At 61.6% G+C, this 16,382-nt stretch carries 16 protein-coding genes; 9 read left to right on the plus strand and 7 right to left on the minus strand.

The genetic code is table 11. The features are described 5' to 3' along the window. The first annotated feature begins 27 nt into the window (after positions 1–27). Positions 28–3,717 (plus strand): trifunctional transcriptional regulator/proline dehydrogenase/L-glutamate gamma-semialdehyde dehydrogenase, encoded by a 3,690-nt coding sequence (gene putA / locus BLX89_RS11560; protein ID WP_075291033.1) that lies wholly within the window; start codon positions 28–30, stop codon positions 3,715–3,717. 123 nt (positions 3,718–3,840) lie between these two features. On the opposite strand, the gene BLX89_RS11565 is transcribed toward putA, so the two are convergent. After that, positions 3,841–4,608, minus strand: a complete 768-nt coding sequence (locus BLX89_RS11565; RefSeq protein ID WP_075291034.1) for a MauE/DoxX family redox-associated membrane protein — start codon at positions 4,606–4,608, stop codon at positions 3,841–3,843. A gap of 76 nt (positions 4,609–4,684) precedes the next feature. Here BLX89_RS11565 and BLX89_RS11570 point away from each other — a divergent pair, with 76 nt between their 5' ends. The 4 genes from BLX89_RS11570 (at position 4,685) to BLX89_RS11585 (ending at position 7,284) form a co-directional block, all read left to right on the plus strand. Continuing rightward, positions 4,685–5,092 (plus strand): MerR family transcriptional regulator, encoded by a 408-nt coding sequence (locus BLX89_RS11570; RefSeq protein ID WP_075291035.1) that lies wholly within the window; start codon positions 4,685–4,687, stop codon positions 5,090–5,092. A gap of 61 nt (positions 5,093–5,153) precedes the next feature. Then, the gene (locus BLX89_RS11575; protein ID WP_075291036.1) at positions 5,154–5,741 is read left to right on the plus strand and encodes an IMPACT family protein; all 588 of its coding nucleotides are present in this window, start codon (positions 5,154–5,156) and stop codon (positions 5,739–5,741) included. 80 nt (positions 5,742–5,821) lie between these two features. After that, positions 5,822–6,808, plus strand: a complete 987-nt coding sequence (locus tag BLX89_RS11580; RefSeq protein WP_075291037.1) for an aldo/keto reductase — start codon at positions 5,822–5,824, stop codon at positions 6,806–6,808. A gap of 59 nt (positions 6,809–6,867) precedes the next feature. After that, on the plus strand, positions 6,868–7,284 hold the full coding sequence (locus BLX89_RS11585; protein ID WP_075291120.1) for a DUF1810 domain-containing protein: 417 nt from the start codon (positions 6,868–6,870) through the stop codon (positions 7,282–7,284). Positions 7,285–7,319: 35 nt separating this feature from the next. Here BLX89_RS11585 and argB read toward each other — a convergent pair whose 3' ends face one another. Beyond that, positions 7,320–8,207: an acetylglutamate kinase gene (argB, locus tag BLX89_RS11590; protein WP_075291038.1), complete on the minus strand. Its 888-nt coding sequence runs from the start codon at positions 8,205–8,207 to the stop codon at positions 7,320–7,322. Between the two features lie 323 nt (positions 8,208–8,530). Between argB and BLX89_RS11595 the strand changes: the two genes are divergently transcribed. From BLX89_RS11595 to msrB, 3 genes are all read left to right on the plus strand, one after another. Continuing rightward, positions 8,531–9,244: an anti-sigma factor gene (locus BLX89_RS11595; RefSeq protein WP_075291039.1), complete on the plus strand. Its 714-nt coding sequence runs from the start codon at positions 8,531–8,533 to the stop codon at positions 9,242–9,244. A gap of 220 nt (positions 9,245–9,464) precedes the next feature. After that, on the plus strand, positions 9,465–10,022 hold the full coding sequence (locus BLX89_RS11600; protein WP_075291040.1) for a fasciclin domain-containing protein: 558 nt from the start codon (positions 9,465–9,467) through the stop codon (positions 10,020–10,022). 198 nt (positions 10,023–10,220) lie between these two features. Then, the gene (gene msrB, locus BLX89_RS11605) at positions 10,221–10,706 is read left to right on the plus strand and encodes a peptide-methionine (R)-S-oxide reductase MsrB (protein ID WP_075291041.1); all 486 of its coding nucleotides are present in this window, start codon (positions 10,221–10,223) and stop codon (positions 10,704–10,706) included. 22 nt (positions 10,707–10,728) lie between these two features. Here msrB and BLX89_RS11610 read toward each other — a convergent pair whose 3' ends face one another. The 5 genes from BLX89_RS11610 to BLX89_RS11630 form a co-directional block, all read right to left on the minus strand. Further along, entirely contained in the window at positions 10,729–11,268 is a 540-nt protein-coding gene (locus tag BLX89_RS11610; protein ID WP_075291042.1) for a DUF1269 domain-containing protein, read from the minus strand. A gap of 103 nt (positions 11,269–11,371) precedes the next feature. Continuing rightward, positions 11,372–12,025, minus strand: a complete 654-nt coding sequence (gene yihA / locus BLX89_RS11615) for a ribosome biogenesis GTP-binding protein YihA/YsxC (protein WP_075291043.1) — start codon at positions 12,023–12,025, stop codon at positions 11,372–11,374. A 104-nt stretch (positions 12,026–12,129) separates the two neighbouring features. After that, entirely contained in the window at positions 12,130–13,053 is a 924-nt protein-coding gene (locus BLX89_RS11620; RefSeq protein ID WP_075291044.1) for a DMT family transporter, read from the minus strand. Positions 13,054–13,218: 165 nt separating this feature from the next. Continuing rightward, positions 13,219–13,647, minus strand: a complete 429-nt coding sequence (locus BLX89_RS11625; RefSeq protein WP_075291045.1) for an RbsD/FucU family protein — start codon at positions 13,645–13,647, stop codon at positions 13,219–13,221. Beyond that, entirely contained in the window at positions 13,647–14,879 is a 1,233-nt protein-coding gene (locus BLX89_RS11630) for an ROK family transcriptional regulator (RefSeq protein WP_075291046.1), read from the minus strand. Before BLX89_RS11630 ends, BLX89_RS11625 begins: the two co-directional genes overlap by 1 nt. 389 nt (positions 14,880–15,268) lie before the next feature. Here BLX89_RS11630 and BLX89_RS11635 point away from each other — a divergent pair, with 389 nt between their 5' ends. Next, positions 15,269–16,294 carry a sugar ABC transporter substrate-binding protein gene (locus tag BLX89_RS11635; RefSeq protein ID WP_075291047.1) on the plus strand — a complete coding sequence of 342 codons (1,026 nt, stop codon included), beginning with the start codon at positions 15,269–15,271 and terminating at the stop codon, positions 16,292–16,294. Positions 16,295–16,382 lie beyond the last annotated feature (88 nt).

A 16,382-nucleotide genomic window follows, 5' to 3' on the forward strand; every position in this document is an offset into this window, starting at 1 on the left:
CGTAGCGCGCCTTGATGGGGATGAACGATGAGCCAGCCGCAACCGATCGCAGACGAAATCATAACCCCCTTCGCCAATTTTGCGCCGCCGATTTCGGCACCGACGCCGCTGCGTCAGGCAATCACCGCCGCCTACCGTATCCCCGAGACAGAAGCCGTTCCGCGCCTGCTTGAGCAGGCCACGCTGCCGGACGACATCCGCGCCCGCGCCAAGGAAACCGCCCGCACGCTGATCACGGCGCTGCGCGCCAAGCACAAGGGCTCCGGCGTCGAAGGGCTGGTGCAGGAATATTCGCTGTCGAGCCAGGAAGGCGTGGCGCTGATGTGCCTTGCCGAAGCGTTGCTGCGCATTCCCGACACTGCCACCCGCGACGCCCTCATTCGCGACAAGATCTCCGAAGGCGACTGGAAGTCTCATATCGGCGGCGGCAAGTCGCTGTTCGTCAATGCCGCGACCTGGGGCCTCGTCGTCACCGGCAAGCTCACCTCCACCGTCAACGACCGCAGCCTTTCGGCAGCGCTGACCCGCCTCATCGCCCGCGCCGGCGAGCCGGTCATCCGCCGCGGTGTCGATATGGCGATGCGCATGATGGGCGAGCAGTTCGTCACCGGCGAAACCATCGAGGAGGCGCTGAAGCGCTCCCGCCCGCTCGAAGCCCGCGGCTTCCGCTATTCCTACGACATGCTCGGCGAGGCCGCGACGACGGCCGCCGATGCCAAGCGCTATTATGCCGATTACGAAAACGCCATCCATGCCATCGGCAAGGCATCCGCCGGCCGCGGCATCTATGAAGGCCCCGGCATCTCCATCAAGCTTTCCGCGTTGCATCCGCGCTATGTCCGGGCCCAAGCTGCGCGCGTCATGGGCGAACTGCTGCCGAAGGTGAAGGCGCTGGCGCTGATCGCCAAGAGCTACGACATCGGCCTCAACATTGATGCCGAGGAAGCCGACCGGCTGGAACTGTCGCTCGACCTGCTCGAAGCCCTGCGTCTCGATCCCGATCTGTCCGGCTGGAACGGTGTCGGCTTCGTCGTGCAGGCCTATGGCAAGCGCTGCCCCTTCGTGCTCGATTTCATCATCGATCTCGCCCGCCGCTCCGGCCATCGCATGATGGTGCGCCTCGTCAAGGGCGCCTATTGGGATGCCGAGATCAAGCGCGCCCAGCTTGACGGCCTCGACGGCTTCCCGGTCTATACCCGCAAGGTCTATACGGACGTTTCCTACATCGCCTGCGCCAGGAAGCTGCTTGCCGCCCGCGACGTGATCTTCCCGCAGTTTGCCACCCACAATGCTCAATCGCTGGCGACGATCTACGAACTGGCCGGCCCCGACTTCAAGGTCGGCGACTATGAGTTCCAGTGCCTTCATGGTATGGGCGAACCGCTCTATGACGAAGTCGTCGGCAAGGACAAGCTCGACCGCCCGGCCCGCATCTACGCCCCGGTCGGCACCCATGAGACGCTGCTCGCCTATCTCGTGCGCCGCCTGCTCGAAAACGGTGCCAACTCTTCCTTCGTCAACCGCATCGCCGATCCGGCCGTCTCGGTGGATGATCTGATCGCCGATCCGGTGGATATCGTCCGTGCCATGCCGGTTCCCGGCGCCCAGCACGACAAGATCAAGCTGCCGGAAGCGCTCTATAGCGGTCGCCCCAACTCCAGGGGATTCGACCTCTCCAACGAAAACACGCTCTCGATGCTCGACGACGCGCTGCTCGCAACGACGAAGATCGACTGGCAGTCGGCCCCGCTGATCGGCGGCAAGGTCGCTGAAGGCGATAGCCGCCCAGTCCTCAACCCCGGCGATCTCGGTGATCGCGTCGGTACCGTCGCGGAAACCCGCGAGGCGGATGTCGGCAAGGCAGTTTCGATCGCGACGGCGACTGCCAACGAATGGGCCAAGGTTTCACCGGCCGACCGCGCCAGCCGCCTCGTCCGTGCTGCGGATCTGATGCAGGAGCGCATGCCGTCGCTGCTCGGCCTCATCATCCGCGAAGCCGGCAAGTCGCTACCCAACGCCATCGCCGAAGTCCGCGAAGCCATCGACTTCCTGCGCTACTACGCCGAACAGGCCAGCCGCACGCTCGGCCCGGCGCATACGCCGCTTGGGCCCATCGTCTGCATCAGCCCGTGGAACTTCCCGCTCGCCATCTTCGCCGGCCAGATCGCTGCGGCCCTTGTTGCCGGCAACCCGGTGCTGGCGAAGCCCGCAGAAGAAACGCCGCTGATCGCCGCCGAAGGTGTACGCATCCTTCATGAAGGCGGTATTCCCGGCGACGTACTGCAGCTTCTGCCGGGCGACGGCCGCATCGGTGCGGCGCTTGTCGGTTCCGAGGGCATTGCCGGCGTGATGTTCACCGGCTCGACCGAAGTCGCCCGCCTCATCCAGGCCCAACTCGCCGGCCGTCTGTCCAAGATCGGCAAGCCGATCCCGCTGATCGCCGAAACCGGCGGCCAGAACGCCATGATCGTCGACAGCTCGGCACTGGCCGAGCAGGTCGTTGGCGATGTCATCGCATCGGCCTTCGACAGCGCCGGACAGCGCTGCTCGGCGCTCCGCGTTCTTTGCCTGCAGGAAGACGTGGCCGAGCGCGTGCTGACCATGCTCAAGGGCGCGCTGCACGAACTGGAAATCGGCCGCACCGACCGTCTTTCCGTTGATGTCGGCCCGGTCATCACCGCCGAGGCCCAGGGCATCATCGAAAAGCATATCGAGACGATGCGTGGCATTGGCGCAAAGATCGAGCGCATCGCCCCCGGCGAAACCGCAGCCAAGGGCACCTTCGTCGCCCCGACGATCATCGAACTTCAGCAGCTTTCCGACCTGAAGCGCGAAGTCTTCGGCCCGGTGCTGCATGTGCTGCGCTACCAGCGCGACGACCTCGACCGGCTGATCGACGACGTCAACGCCACCGGCTATGGCCTCACCTTCGGCCTGCACACCCGCCTCGACGAGACGATTGCCCACGTCACCTCGCGGGTGAAGGCCGGCAATCTCTACGTCAACCGCAACATCATCGGCGCGGTCGTCGGCGTGCAGCCCTTTGGTGGCCGTGGCCTTTCCGGCACCGGCCCGAAGGCCGGCGGCCCGCTCTATCTCGGCCGCCTCGTCTCGACGCCGCCGGTGCCGCCGCAGCACAGCTCCGTTCATACCGATCCGGTGCTGCTCGATTTCGCCAAGTGGCTGGATGGCAAGGGCCTGAAGAACGAGGCGTCTGCCACCCGCGAAACCGGCAGCGTCTCGGCGCTCGGCCTTGTCAGTGAGCTTGCTGGCCCAGTCGGGGAACGCAACCTCTATGCGCTGCATCCGCGCGGCCGCGTCCTCGCTGTGCCGCAGACTGAAGCAGGCCTATACCGCCAGCTGGCGGCCGCCCTTGCGACCGGCAACACGGTCGTTATCGATGCTGCTTCCGGCCTTCAGGAAAAGCTGCCCGGCCTGCCGGCCTCTGTTTTGGCCCGTGTCTCCTGGTCGAAGAACTGGAAGACGGATAGCCCGTTTGCCGGCGCGCTGGTCGAAGGCGATGCGGATCGAATCGTTGCCGTCAACAAGGAGATTGCAGGGCTTCCCGGCCCGCTTGTTCTCGTGCAGGCCGCTACTACGACTGAGCTGGACCAGAACCCGGATGCCTATTGCCTCAACTGGCTGCTGGAAGAAGTCTCGACCAGCATCAACACAGCCGCGGCGGGCGGCAATGCCAGCCTGATGTCGATCGGTTGATCACTCTCCTCCGTCATGCTCGGGCCTGTCCCGAGCATCTTCCAGCCTCTCCACGTATGAGGACAATCTGAAAGATCCTCGGCACGAGGCCGAGGATGACAATCGGGCATGAGGGCTTGCCGATCAGCCGATGTGCCCCATGGGTGCTGTCATGAACAACATCCAGATCGCCATGGCGATCATCATCAGGTTTTCCGTGAGCGATACGAATCCGAGCGGCACATTACTGCCGCCGCCGACGCAGGCGCATTTGAGTTCCCGCTTGTCGATATAGACGGCCTTGAACACCGAGACCGCACCGATCGTTCCGATGAACAGCGCGACCGGGATGGAAATCCAGTTCAGGGCGCCCGCGATCATCAGGATGCCGGCGCCAGCCTCAGCAAAGGGATAGACATAGCCGTACCGCACCCATCGCTTGGCAAGCAGGTCATAGTTCAGGAACATCGTCGAAAAGCTCTCGATATCCTGCAGTTTCAACATCGCGAGGATCGCCATGCTGAAGGCGATGAACCATTCGCCGGCCCGGATGGTCAGCACCGTGCCAAAGCTGGCATAGCTCGTCGCCAGCGCCATCAGCGCGGCAATTGCGAAAACCGCCAGCACGGGGCTGTATGTAACAGCCTTCGGATCACGCACCGTCTTGCCAAAAAATCGCCGGGTATCGTCATAGCCGCCAACCCGGTTTCCATCGATAAAGACCTGCGGCGTCGTCCTGACGCCATGCTCGGCCTTGAACGCATCCGTTTCCTCGCGGGTTTTCAGCCAGTGATCCTCGACCTCATAGCCCTCACGCTCCAGAAGGTCTTTCGCCTTCAGCCCGTAGGGGCAGGTGTGCTTGGGCATCACCATCCGGTAGAGGATGGCCTTGCGGCTCGTGGCATTCAACATGATGCATGTCTTTCATGACTTGGGTGTTGACCGACTGCACCCAATATAGGTTCCGTACCATAGTACGGAGTCAAGAATGTCAACCATGACAATTGCAAGGCTTGCGCGCGAGGGCGGCGTGGGCGTGGAAACGGTCAGATATTACCAGCGTCGCGGCCTTCTGGACCTGCCGGATCGCCCGGCCGGAAGCGGGTTGCGCGGCAATGTCCGCCGCTATGGCGATGAGGATATCCGTCGCCTGCGCTTTATCCGATCCGCCCAGGCGGCCGGTTTCACATTGGAGCAGATCGGCGAACTGATCGAACTCGACGCAACGGAAGACAGGTCGCGCGCCCGCGAACTCGCCAATCAGCGGATCGAAGCCTTGGACCAGAAGATTGCCGAATTGCAGGCAGCTCGCAAATCGCTGCATCGGCTGGCGCATGATTGCGCCCATGGCAAGGCCGGCCCATGCCCGATCCTGACGGCCTTCGATGGCGATTGAGGCGATTGCCGGGATGGCGCAGCTCAGCTACATCAGCGCGACACGGAAATAGCCACTCGTCATGTTGACCCTTCGCGCCACCGAAACCTTCACCCAGGACATCAAGAAGAGCCGCTTCATCGCGATCTACGGCCCCGTGTCCGATGAACAGGAAGCCAAGGATTTCCTCGCGACACATTCCGACCTGGCCGCAAACCACAATTGCTGGGCCTGGCGCATCGGCCAGGTCTATCGCTTCAACGATGACGGCGAGCCCAGCGGCACCGCCGGCAAGCCCATCCTGCAGGCGATCGACGGGCAGGGACTGGATCATGTCGCCGTCGTCGTCATCCGCTGGTTCGGCGGTATCCTGCTCGGCAGCGGCGGACTGATCCGCGCCTATGGCGGCACGGCGGCCATGGGGCTTCGGGCGGCGGAAAAGGCCGAGGTGATCGAGACGGACGGGGCAACGATTGTCTGCGATTTTTCCGATCTTGCCATCGTCAAGGCCCGGTTGTTGTCGAACGGCGTGACCATCCCGACGGAAAGTTTCACCGGCACCGGGGCGATCCTCGAGGTGCAGATGGCCAAGCCCCTGCGCGAGGCGATCCGGGCCATGGTCCGCGATCTCACGCGAGGCCGCGCCGAAATGCGCTTTGATGATGAATAGGCTTTCGGCTTCGTCATAATCGGCTTAGAAAGCCCAGCTAAACAAATTCAATTTCAACACGATAGGCGAGGAAACCACCCATGAAGACCAGAAAACTCGGCCGCACCGGCGCCACCATTTCCGAAATCGGCTTCGGCGCCTGGCAGATCGGCGGCGCCTGGGGCGATGTTTCCGAGGAAGACGGCAAGCGCGCGCTCAACGCCGCGCTCGATGCCGGTGTCACCTTCATCGATACCGCCGATGTCTATGGCGACGGCCGCTCGGAAAAGATCATCGCGTCCGTCCTCAAGGAGCGCGGCGGTGAAAAGCCCTTCGTCGCCACCAAGGCCGGCCGCCGACTGAACCCGCATGTCGCGGATGGTTACACCGGCGCCAATATCGAGGCCTTCATTGATCGTAGCCTGACCAATCTCGGCGTCGAAACGCTCGATCTCGTCCAACTGCATTGCCCGCCGACGGACGTCTACTACCGTCCGGAAATGTTTGGCGCGCTGGATGATCTCGTCGTCAAGGGCAAGATCCGCGCCTACGGCGTTTCCGTCGAGCGCGTCGAGGAGGCCCTGAAGGCGATCGAATATCCGGGCGTCGCGACGATCCAGATCATCTACAACATCTTCCGCCAGCGCCCGCAGGACCTGTTCTTCGCCGAAGCGATCAAGAAGAATGTCGGCGTTATCGTGCGCGTGCCGCTCGCTTCCGGCCTGCTCTCGGGCAAGATCACGGCGGACACCACATTCGCCGATGACGATCACCGCAAGTTCAACCGCCATGGCGAGTTCTTCGATGTGGGCGAAACCTTTGCCGGCGTGCCCTTCGATGTGGCGCTCGAAGCCGTCGAGCAGGTCCGTCCGCTGGTACCGGAGGGCGTGACCATGGCACAGTTCGCACTCGCCTGGATCTTGCAAAGCAAGGCCGTCTCCGTCGTCATCCCCGGCGCGCGCAATGAAGCGCAGGCCAAGGGCAATGCAGCGGCAAGCGACGTTGCAGCGTTTTCCGCAGAAACCCTGCAGGCTCTCGCTGATGTCTACGAGCGCCTGATCAAGGTGCATGTTCACCAGAAGTGGTAAGTTCGGCCTGAACCGGTCATCGCCTGTCGCGTTGACCATCAATGCGACAGGAGGAGATGATGCCGGACAACCTTCAACGTTTCGTCGATGCGCAGGTGGCGACCTACGATACCGCGCTTGCGGAATTGCGGGATGGGCATAAGCGAACCCACTGGATGTGGTTCATCTTCCCGCAGATCGCCGGCCTTGGCCATTCAGCCATGGCCCAGCGCTACGCGATTTCGGGATTGGAAGAAGCGAAGGCTTATCTGGCCCATGCGCTGCTGGGCACTCGGCTCAGGGAATGCACCGCGGCAGTCAATACGCATACGGATCGCAGCGCCCATGCGATCTTCGGTTCACCGGATGATATCAAGTTCCGGTCGTCCATGACGCTCTTTGCGGCAGCGGCCCCGCAGGAGGTGTCGTTTCGCAAGGCCATCGATCATTTCTACGGAAGCGACGATCCGGCGACGCTGGAGCGGCCGGATCGCTGAAACCCGGCGGCCGGAGAGCCGCCGGAAGTATGCTTTCAGGGCACGATCAGCGTACCGGCGCCATGCTCGGTGAAAATTTCGAGCAGGACGGAATGGGCCGTCTTGCCGTTCAGGATGACCACACCCTGAACGCCGGCGTCGATCGCCTCGATGCAGGTTTCGACCTTCGGGATCATGCCGCCGGAAATCGTACCGTCCTTGATCAGCGCGCGGGCTTCCGCAACAGAAAGCTCCTTGATCAGTTCGCCCTGCTTGTTGAGCACGCCCGGAACGTCCGTGAGGAACAGGAGGCGGGTGGCATTGAGCGCGCCGGCAATCGCACCGGCAAAGGTATCGGCGTTGATGTTGTAGGTCGCACCATCACGGCCGGGAGCGACCGGGGCGATGACCGGGATCATCTCGGAGCGGGCCAGCAGGTCGAGCAGCGTGCGGTCGACTTCGACGACTTCGCCGACGAAGCCCAGATCCAGCACGCGCTCGATGTTGCTGTCGGGATCGACAACCGTCTTCTTCGCCTTTTCGGCAAAGACCATGTTGCCGTCCTTGCCGCAAAGACCGATCGCCCATTCGCCCGTCTGGTTGATGAGCGCGACGATCTCCTTGTTGATCGAGCCGGCCAGAACCATCTCGACGATCTCGACGGTCTTGGCGTCGGTGACGCGGAGCCCGCCTTCGAATTTGGATTCGATCCCCATCTTGGTGAGCATCGCCCCGATCTGCGGGCCGCCGCCGTGGACGACGATCGGGTTGACGCCGGACTGCTTCAGAAGTGCGATGTCGCTTGCGAAAGCCTTGCCGAGTTCGGCATTGCCCATGGCGTGGCCACCATATTTCACAACGATGGTCTTGTTTTCGTAACGCTGCATATAGGGCAGCGCCTGCGCAAGAAGACGTGCCTGGGTTTCGCTTTCGGATGGGGTCATGGGGGAGGAACCTTCAAAAAATGCCGGATGCTGTTTAGCGCAAGTTTTTCGCGGATGGAATGATCCGTTGTTAAGATAACGCTGTGGTGACGGTAGGGCGGCGGAATACGAGGATTATCCCTCTATAAGACAGAAATTCGAGCCGAGAATGGTTCTCGACCGCGAGGAACAGACATGGGATGAATAAGGCTCCATCAGCGGAAAACCTGGTGGCAAACGCAGTCAATGGTGCGTATATTTCAACGATTCCTTCAGTGCATCTGAGCGTGCCCGTGCGGCCGGGGCTGTGGAGGATGTATCTGCTTTGAAAACGCGATGGAACCATGAGCACACAGATCCCCAAACGCGGTGATTCACGACGCGACGAAGTCATCGCCGGGGAATATGTGCTGGGCGCACTTTCGGTCGACGATCGCCGCAAGGTTGAAGCCCGCATGATGCTCGACAGCAATTTTGCAGCCATGGTCAATCGTTGGCAGACAAACCTCTCTTCCCTCGATAGCCTTTATGATCCCATCGTATCGACCAGACCCTATCCGACCGTCGAGCGGCGATCGTTGGAGGCACCGGTTCAAGGGGAGCCAACAGGGCTTTGGAATTCGCTCGGATTCTGGCGCTTTCTGACCGGGCTGGCCGTCGCGGGATTGACCGTCATCGCGGTTCTGGAGGCTGCGACCCCGAACGCAACGCCCTCAAGCCTGCCGGTCCTTGCCGAACTTTCCGGCGAGGAAAGCGCGATGGGTTTGATCGCGCGTTACGATGCAGCTGGCAACAAGCTCGTCTTGACGCCTGTCGCCGCGTCGCAGGAGATGCCGCGTTCCCTCGAAGTCTGGATGATCGAAGAAGGGGCAACTCCGAAGTCGCTGGGCGTGCTGCCGCAAACAGGTGGAGGCGAGATCCGGCTGCCTCCGGAATTTGCCGCAGACATGAAAACCGGCGTGACCCTCGCGGTCAGTGTCGAGCCGGCCGGAGGCTCAACCGACGAAGCGGCGATCGGCACGATCATCGCTTCCGGCAAGGCCGTCTTTCCGGATTGAATTTTCAACCCCAAATCAGGTTCCGCAATCTTTCCCCGACGCGACAACAATCACGCCTGTCGCCGGGTTGCGCATTTTTTTGGCAGGTGACTGCGTTTTTTCGTGCAGAGAGCTGAAACTCTTTCCGAACGCCGCTCGTCTTCTGGTTTGTCTCTGCGCAGAGAACATTGAAACGGGAGAAAGCCCTCCGGGCTAAACGAGATCAACGGAAGGATTACCAATGTTCAAGTCCCTGCTGCGTACCACGACGGTCGTATCGGTCATGATTGCCGGCACGTTTGCCGCGCATGCGGAGAACCCCATGGTCGGTGGTGCTCCCATGTATGAAAACAAGACAATCGTCGAGAATGCGGTCAATTCCAAGGATCACACGACACTGGTCGCTGCCGTGCAGGCTGCCGGTCTGGCTGAGACGCTTTCCGGCGCGGGCCCCTTCACGGTGTTCGCCCCCACGAACGCTGCTTTCGAAGCTCTTCCTGCCGGCACGGTCGATACTCTGCTGAAGCCGGAGAATAAGGAGCAGCTGACGAAGGTGCTGACCTGCCATGTTGTCGGCGTCAGCGCCCTGTCCGACGCCATCAGCAAGATGGTTGCCGATGACGGCGGCACCCACGACGTTAAGACTGTCGGTGGCTGCGTCCTGAAAGCCAAGGCCGATGGCGGCAAGATCACGCTGACCGATGAGACCGGTGGCGTGGCAACCGTTACGATTGCCGACGTGAAGCAGTCCAACGGCGTGATCCATGTGATCGACAAGGTGCTTCTGCCGAAGAGCTGACCCGCCGGGTTTAAGGGTCGGATTTAGTGCCGACCTGCGCATGGCCTCTCGTGAATGGGAGGTCATGCGCATTTTGGTTCAGCGGGTCTGTTGTGCCGGAGCCTTGAGGAGTGCTCATCACATATGGTTTACGCCCATGTGTTTTGCGGATTGCTGGCACGCGCACTAAGATGCGTCATCAAGCCTCAGGAGAAGACCATGCCAAGCCGCCGTATTTTTTTGCTGTCGGGCGTCGGTGCCCTTGCGCTTTCGGTTCTCAGACCTGGCGGCAGCCGGGCCGATGAAACGTTCGAGGTGATGCGCACGGATGCGGAATGGAAGGCGATGCTTACCGAAGAGCAGTATCGCGTGCTTCGCCATGAGGATACGGAACGTCCGTTTACCAGCGCGCTGAATACCGAGAAGCGCAAGGGCATCTTTCACTGCGCCGGCTGCGATCTGCCTGTCTATTCCTCCGAGGCCAAATATGACAGTGGCACCGGATGGCCGAGTTTCTGGGAATCGCTGCCGAACGCCATCGGGCTTCGCGAGGATACCACGTTTGGGATGGTACGGACGGAGTGCCATTGCCGGCGTTGCGGCGGGCATCTCGGCCATGTCTTTGACGACGGGCCGCAGCCCACCGGAAAGCGGCATTGTATCAATGGCATCGCCATGACCTTTGTCGCCGGCACCTCTTCGTAAGGCGCCGGCAGGCGGTGAACGATCAGAGCGCGCCGGCTTCCGGTGCCGTGATCTGTCCGCCGGAAAGCGCGGCCTGAAGCTTTTGCTCCTGATCGGGCGAAAGCGATGTCTTCAAGACGCGACCGCGCAAGCCTTCCAACTCCGCCATCACCTTTTCAGGCTGGACCTTGCGGACCAGAATGAAAAGGGCCGATGAGTTGTTGGGGATGGTCTCGCTCAGCGACTTTATGAAGTTGTCATCGATGCCGTAATCGGCAAGCGAGCCGGAGAGCGCGCCCGTACCCGCGCCAATGGCGCCGCCGATGGCAAACCCGGCAAGCGGATTTAGGAACAGCAGTCCGACAAGCCCACCCCAGATCGACCCCGAAAGCAGCCCGGATGTCGCGCCGATCGCCGTGAGGTTAAGGCTTTGCTTCAGGTGAACCTTGCCGGCTTCGTCGCGCACGACGACGACGGCGTCTTCCAGGTCGATCAGATATTCCTTCTTCAAGCCGTTCAATTTCACGAGAACGCGATCGGCCTCCTCGGTGTTGTCAAAACCAATGACGATCAGGTCGGACATGATGTGCTCCTTCTCCCTCGGGCGCGGAAATTCGCGCGACAACGGGTAGCTAGGGCAAAGTCCATGTCAGGCTAGTGACACCACGCGCTGAAGCAGGCGGATATTACTGCGTGATGACCGTCTCGATAGCGCCGCGCAGATCATCCAGGCCCGCGGATTTTTCAGATGAGGTCGCCAGCACTTCCGGAAAGGCAGCCGGATGCTTCTTGATCTTCTCAAGCGTCTCCGCGATCAGCCGCGGCACGGCCGGCTCCTTGATCTTGTCGGTCTTGGTCAGGACGATCTGATAGGAGACCGCTGCCTTGTCCAGCAGGGAAAGCACTTCGTCGTCATTCTTCTTTATGCCGTGGCGGCTGTCGATCAGAACATAGACGCGCTTGAGGGTCGAGCGCCCGCGCAGATAGTCGAAGACGAGTTTCGTCCAGGCATCGACCATTTCCTTTGGAGCCTGGGCGTACCCGTACCCCGGCATATCCACCAGCGCCATCGGCGGCAGGTCTCCTGCTTCTCCGGAAAAGCCGTCGGGCACGAAATAATTGAGCTCTTGGGTGCGGCCCGGCGTGTTCGAGGTTCGGGCCAATCCCTTTTGCCCCACGAGGGCGTTGATCAACGAAGATTTCCCGACATTCGAGCGGCCGGCAAATGCGATTTCGGCGGGGCCTTCCGGCGGCAGGAATTTCATCGAAGGCACGCCGCGAATGAAAATCCACGGACGGCCGAACAGCGGCTTGTCGTCCTGGGGCTTTTTATCCGTCATGGCATGTTCCTTCCAAAGCTGCGGTCGCAGTCGTTCTAGCGGCTTTGCGGTTTTGGCGGATATTGTCAAGGCCGGGGCATGATTGTGTGCCCGCGTCAGCACGCTTACGCGACCGGTTTGCGGGCCAGCCCCTGCTGGCGAAAAAGCTCGACGGTCAGGTAACAGAGAAGGGCGGCAAGCACCACCGACCCGCCAATGATCGTGGTGAGGCTCGGGATTTCTCCGTGGATGAGGGCCACCCAGACAGGAGCGAGCACGGTTTCGGCGGTTCCGAACAAGGCCGCAAGCGCGGAGGGTACGAAACGTGCGCCCGTCACGAAGAGCGCCAGGCCCAAACCGAAATTGAACGCGCCGAAGATGATGAGAATGCCGAGTTCCGGCAGGGTGACGGCAAAGCCTGTCGCCTGGGATGCTGCCAAGGTTCCGGCGATGATCGTTCCGAGAAAGACGGCTGGCGTCATGCGGACATGGGCATACTTCCGGGTAATCACGGTCGCCAGAGCAAAAGCGAAGGCGATCAACAGCGCAAGCGCATCGCCGATGGGGGAGACTGCGCCGCTGAGCGAATCCGAAACCATGATCAGGACGCCGCAGATCACGGCGGCGATCGCCAGCCAGGTCGCAAGCGGGACGTTTTCACGAAAGACGATCCAGCCGATCAAGGCGGCGATCAATGGCACACCCGCCTGAATGAGCACGATGTTGGCGACGGTCGTGTAGCCGAGCGCAAGGATGAAACTCGTTGATGCCGTTGCAAAGCAGATGCCGACGGCAAGGCCCGGCAAGCCCATTCCGCGAAAAAGCCCCAGCGTGCCTTTGACGCCATCGCGCAGCAGCATGAAGCAGAGAAGAAAAAGGGCGGCGAAAAGCGAGCGCCAGAAGACGATCGTCCAACTGTCCGGTATATCAAGAAACCGCGCAAGCGTGCCGCCGAAACTCCAGACCACAGCGGAACCCAGAACCAGAAAGATGCCTGTCGTCTGGCTGAGTGGTCTGTCGGAGAGCGGTTTCGGAGGAGGCAATGACATGGGGTGGTCCGCTTCTGCTAGGGGCAGTAACTGACACTCCGGGCGTCAAGTTCTCCCACACGTCTGTCTTAGACCGATTCCCGGGACAAGGGCGCAGATGACAACGACATCGGTCGGTCGCAAATTCGTTTTCGGGCCGTGCGCGACAGATGCGCTCTCATCGATCTATGGATAGATGACGCCCTTGCGCAAGATGACGTTGCCATAGAGGCGCGGCTCGCTGGTCTGCACGACCGTATGGGCGGCGCGAACACGCGGATAAAAATCGGGCCCTAGCAGCGGCATGACCTTTCGATCCGGCTCATGCCGGGCACAGCAGGCGATGATATCCTGATGAACCGGATCGAGCGCATCCAGATCCTGCTTTACGGTCGCGCGAAAAATTGCGGCGGGTACGAAATCGTCGATCGGCAGGACGCTGAGGATCGCATCCAGAACCGGGATCAGCGCATGGCCGTCAAGTCGGATCAACCGGCGGCCATGCTCTTCGCCGGGATAGTTGCCGTCAACCAGCGCGATCTCGTCGCCATGGCCCATGGCCCGAAGGGTCGCGAGAAGCTCAGGGCTCAAAAGCGGGTTCAATCCCTTGAGCATCAGGCGGTCTCCTTGAAAAGGACATTGGTATCGGTGAGGTAGCGGGCGAAAAGCGGCAGGCTGGCGCCGCCGATCGCGCGGGCATGGGGGCCGACAGCGCCTTCGATGATCTCCGGCAGGAACACGCCTTCGAGGTCAAGCTTGAGGGCCGCCGTGCGGGTGGCGGTGACGATGCGCTCGCGAACCCATCCGGGGAAGCCGCCGTCGATGACGGCCGCGCCGAAATCGACGATGGAGACGGCCGAGACGATTGCCTGGGCGAGCGCGGCGGCTGTCAGCTGGATCCAGTTTTCCAGCGGTTCGCCGAAATCGATCCATTCATCGGCGGCGTACCACAGCGGCTTGGGGTCGATACCGGCGTCGCGCAGCATGTTTTCCAGGACATAGATCGACGCGATCTTCAAGAGCTGTTGCGGCTTGCCGTTCCTGTCGGAGACCTGCAAGGGGCCGACCGCGCCGGCCGTTCCCGTTCGGCCGGAAAACAGCGCCGAGTTCAGGACGATGCCGCCGCCGATGAAGGAGCCGATATAGAAATAGATGAAATCCGGATAGCTTGCGCCGACGCCGAACACCAGTTCCGCGCCGCAGGCGCTGGTGGCATCATTCTGCATGAAAACAGGATGATGGGTGCGAGCCGCGATTTCCTGCTGTAGATCGAAGCCACGCCAGGCTTCCATCTCTTCCTTCGGGGCGCCAGTTTCCTCCGCCCAGCTCCAGAGCTGGAAGGGCGTGGCGACGCCGATGCCGGCGATGCGTTCGCGCTGTTCGCTGGTCAGCATCTTCTCAAGCTTCGGCACGCCCTCGGTAATGAAGGCGAGCAGATCCTGCGGCATCGGATAGGAATGGGTCTTGTGCAGTTGCAGGCGAATATTGCCGACAAAATCCATGAGCACGAGATCGGCGCTGCGCCGGCCAATCTTGACGCCATAGGAATAGACGGCTTCGGGGTTGAGCCGCATGGGGATGGAGGGTTGACCCACTCGGCCGCGCATCGGCTCGCCGCGAATGAGAAGGCCTTCCTTCTCCAGCGCGCGCATGATCACTGTCACCGTCTGCGCGGAAAGGCCGGAGCGACGGGCGATATCGGCCTTCGACAGGCTGCCATGCAGGCGCACAAGCGACATGACGAGGCGTTCGTTGTAGGCGCGCACACGCGTCAGGTTCGCACCGCCGCCGGGGTCGATGACCTCGGGCGCCGGCGCTGGAGCGCCCGCTTCGGCTGGTGATGTCATTCCCGATCTCCTCCATCGGCATTGTTTGCCCCGGCTCTGCGGCCGGTTTCGTTTGCGCGACGATTATATCGGTACCCGACGTCGGCGCGATCCTGCCTGCTGCACTCTTCCGGACCTATGCCCAGAAAAAATCGGTAGCCTGTCTGATGGGGCTCCGCGCGTCCTCCTCGCGGATATGGCTGCACCAAATACAGGCTGCTTGCTCGATTTTCGCTCAGAGCATCGCACATATTTTTAATAATTCAATTTGATTTATTTATTGACAGACTGAAAGATTAGATGTTTCTTGCTCACCGGAAGCGCCGTTTGGAAGGCAAAGGAGTGCCCCTCTCGACGCGGCCTGACGTGCCGGTTCGCCGGGACTGTTTTTCATCCTTGGGAGGATATTCATGAAGAAGACTATTGTTTCCGCCGCTCTCGGCGCGCTGGCGCTTGGCGTCGCATTCTCTGCCCCCGCGCAGGCCGCCGACGTTTCGGCCTGCCTGATCACCAAGACCGATACCAACCCCTTCTTCGTCAAGATGAAGGAAGGTGCCGAAGCCAAGGCCAAAGAACTCGGCGTCGAGTTGAAGGCTTATGCCGGCAAGGTCGACGGCGACCATGACAGCCAGGTTGCCGCCATCGAAAGCTGCATCGCCGACGGTGCCAAGGGTATCCTGATTGCCGCCTCCGACACCAAGGCGATCGTTGACCAGGTGAAGAAGGCGCAGGACGCGGGCATTCTCGTCATCGCGCTCGACACGCCGCTCGATCCGGCAACGGCCGCCGATGCGACCTTTGCGACCGACAACCTCCAGGCCGGCAAGCTGATCGGCGCGTGGGCTGCCGCGACGCTGGGTGACAAGGCAAAGGACGCCAAGATCGGCTTCCTCGATCTCGTTCCCTCGCAGCCGACAGTCGATGTTCTGCGTGACCAGGGCTTCATGATCGGCTTCGGTATCGATCCGAAGGACCCGAACAAGATCGGCGACGAGGATGATCCGCGCATCGTCGGCCATGACGTCACCAACGGCAACGAGGAAGGCGGCCGCACCGCCATGGAAAACCTTCTCCAGAAGGACCCGGATATCAACGTGATCCACACGATCAACGAGCCGGCCGCTGTTGGCGCTTACGAAGCGCTGAAGGCCGTCGGCAAGGAAAAGGACGTGCTGATCGTGTCGGTTGACGGCGGTTGCCCCGGCGTGAAGTCGGTTGGCGAAGGCGTGATCGGCGCCACCTCTCAGCAGTATCCGCTGCTGATGGCCTCGCTCGGCATCGAAGCCATTGCCCAGTACGCCAAGGACGGCACCAAGCCGAAGCCGACGGAAGGCAAGGACTTCTTCGACACCGGCGTCGCCCTCGTCACGGACAAGCCGGCTGCCGGCGTCGAGTCCATCGACGTCAAGACCGGCACGGACAAGTGCTGGGGTTGATACCGCGAACCTAGAGGTTCACTATCTCACCCGAAGGGCGGTCACGGCCGCCCTTTTTTTGAAGTCATAGCGCCGGCATCCACCGCCG

It is taken from the genome of Pararhizobium arenae (assembly GCF_001931685.1).
In the GTDB taxonomy this organism is placed as follows: Bacteria; Pseudomonadota; Alphaproteobacteria; order Rhizobiales; family Rhizobiaceae; genus Pararhizobium; species Pararhizobium arenae.

Excerpts from the sequence above, each read along its gene's own strand:
- BLX89_RS11580 (WP_075291037.1), top strand. The coding sequence starts at position 5,822 with ATGAAGACCAGAAAACTCGGCCGCACCGGCGCCACCATTTCCGAAATC.
- BLX89_RS11585 (WP_075291120.1), top strand. The coding sequence starts at position 6,868 with ATGCCGGACAACCTTCAACGTTTCGTCGATGCGCAGGTGGCGACCTAC.
- argB (WP_075291038.1), bottom strand. The coding sequence starts at position 8,207 with ATGACCCCATCCGAAAGCGAAACCCAGGCACGTCTTCTTGCGCAGGCG.
- yihA (WP_075291043.1), bottom strand. The coding sequence starts at position 12,025 with ATGACGGATAAAAAGCCCCAGGACGACAAGCCGCTGTTCGGCCGTCCG.
- msrB (WP_075291041.1), top strand. The coding sequence starts at position 10,221 with ATGCCAAGCCGCCGTATTTTTTTGCTGTCGGGCGTCGGTGCCCTTGCG.
- BLX89_RS11565 (WP_075291034.1), bottom strand. The coding sequence starts at position 4,608 with ATGTTGAATGCCACGAGCCGCAAGGCCATCCTCTACCGGATGGTGATG.
- BLX89_RS11635 (WP_075291047.1), top strand. The coding sequence starts at position 15,269 with ATGAAGAAGACTATTGTTTCCGCCGCTCTCGGCGCGCTGGCGCTTGGC.
- BLX89_RS11570 (WP_075291035.1), top strand. The coding sequence starts at position 4,685 with ATGTCAACCATGACAATTGCAAGGCTTGCGCGCGAGGGCGGCGTGGGC.
- BLX89_RS11600 (WP_075291040.1), top strand. The coding sequence starts at position 9,465 with ATGTTCAAGTCCCTGCTGCGTACCACGACGGTCGTATCGGTCATGATT.
- BLX89_RS11595 (WP_075291039.1), top strand. The coding sequence starts at position 8,531 with ATGAGCACACAGATCCCCAAACGCGGTGATTCACGACGCGACGAAGTC.
- BLX89_RS11575 (WP_075291036.1), top strand. The coding sequence starts at position 5,154 with ATGTTGACCCTTCGCGCCACCGAAACCTTCACCCAGGACATCAAGAAG.
- BLX89_RS11630 (WP_075291046.1), bottom strand. The coding sequence starts at position 14,879 with ATGACATCACCAGCCGAAGCGGGCGCTCCAGCGCCGGCGCCCGAGGTC.
- putA (WP_075291033.1), top strand. The coding sequence starts at position 28 with ATGAGCCAGCCGCAACCGATCGCAGACGAAATCATAACCCCCTTCGCC.
- BLX89_RS11620 (WP_075291044.1), bottom strand. The coding sequence starts at position 13,053 with ATGTCATTGCCTCCTCCGAAACCGCTCTCCGACAGACCACTCAGCCAG.
- BLX89_RS11610 (WP_075291042.1), bottom strand. The coding sequence starts at position 11,268 with ATGTCCGACCTGATCGTCATTGGTTTTGACAACACCGAGGAGGCCGAT.
- BLX89_RS11625 (WP_075291045.1), bottom strand. The coding sequence starts at position 13,647 with ATGCTCAAGGGATTGAACCCGCTTTTGAGCCCTGAGCTTCTCGCGACC.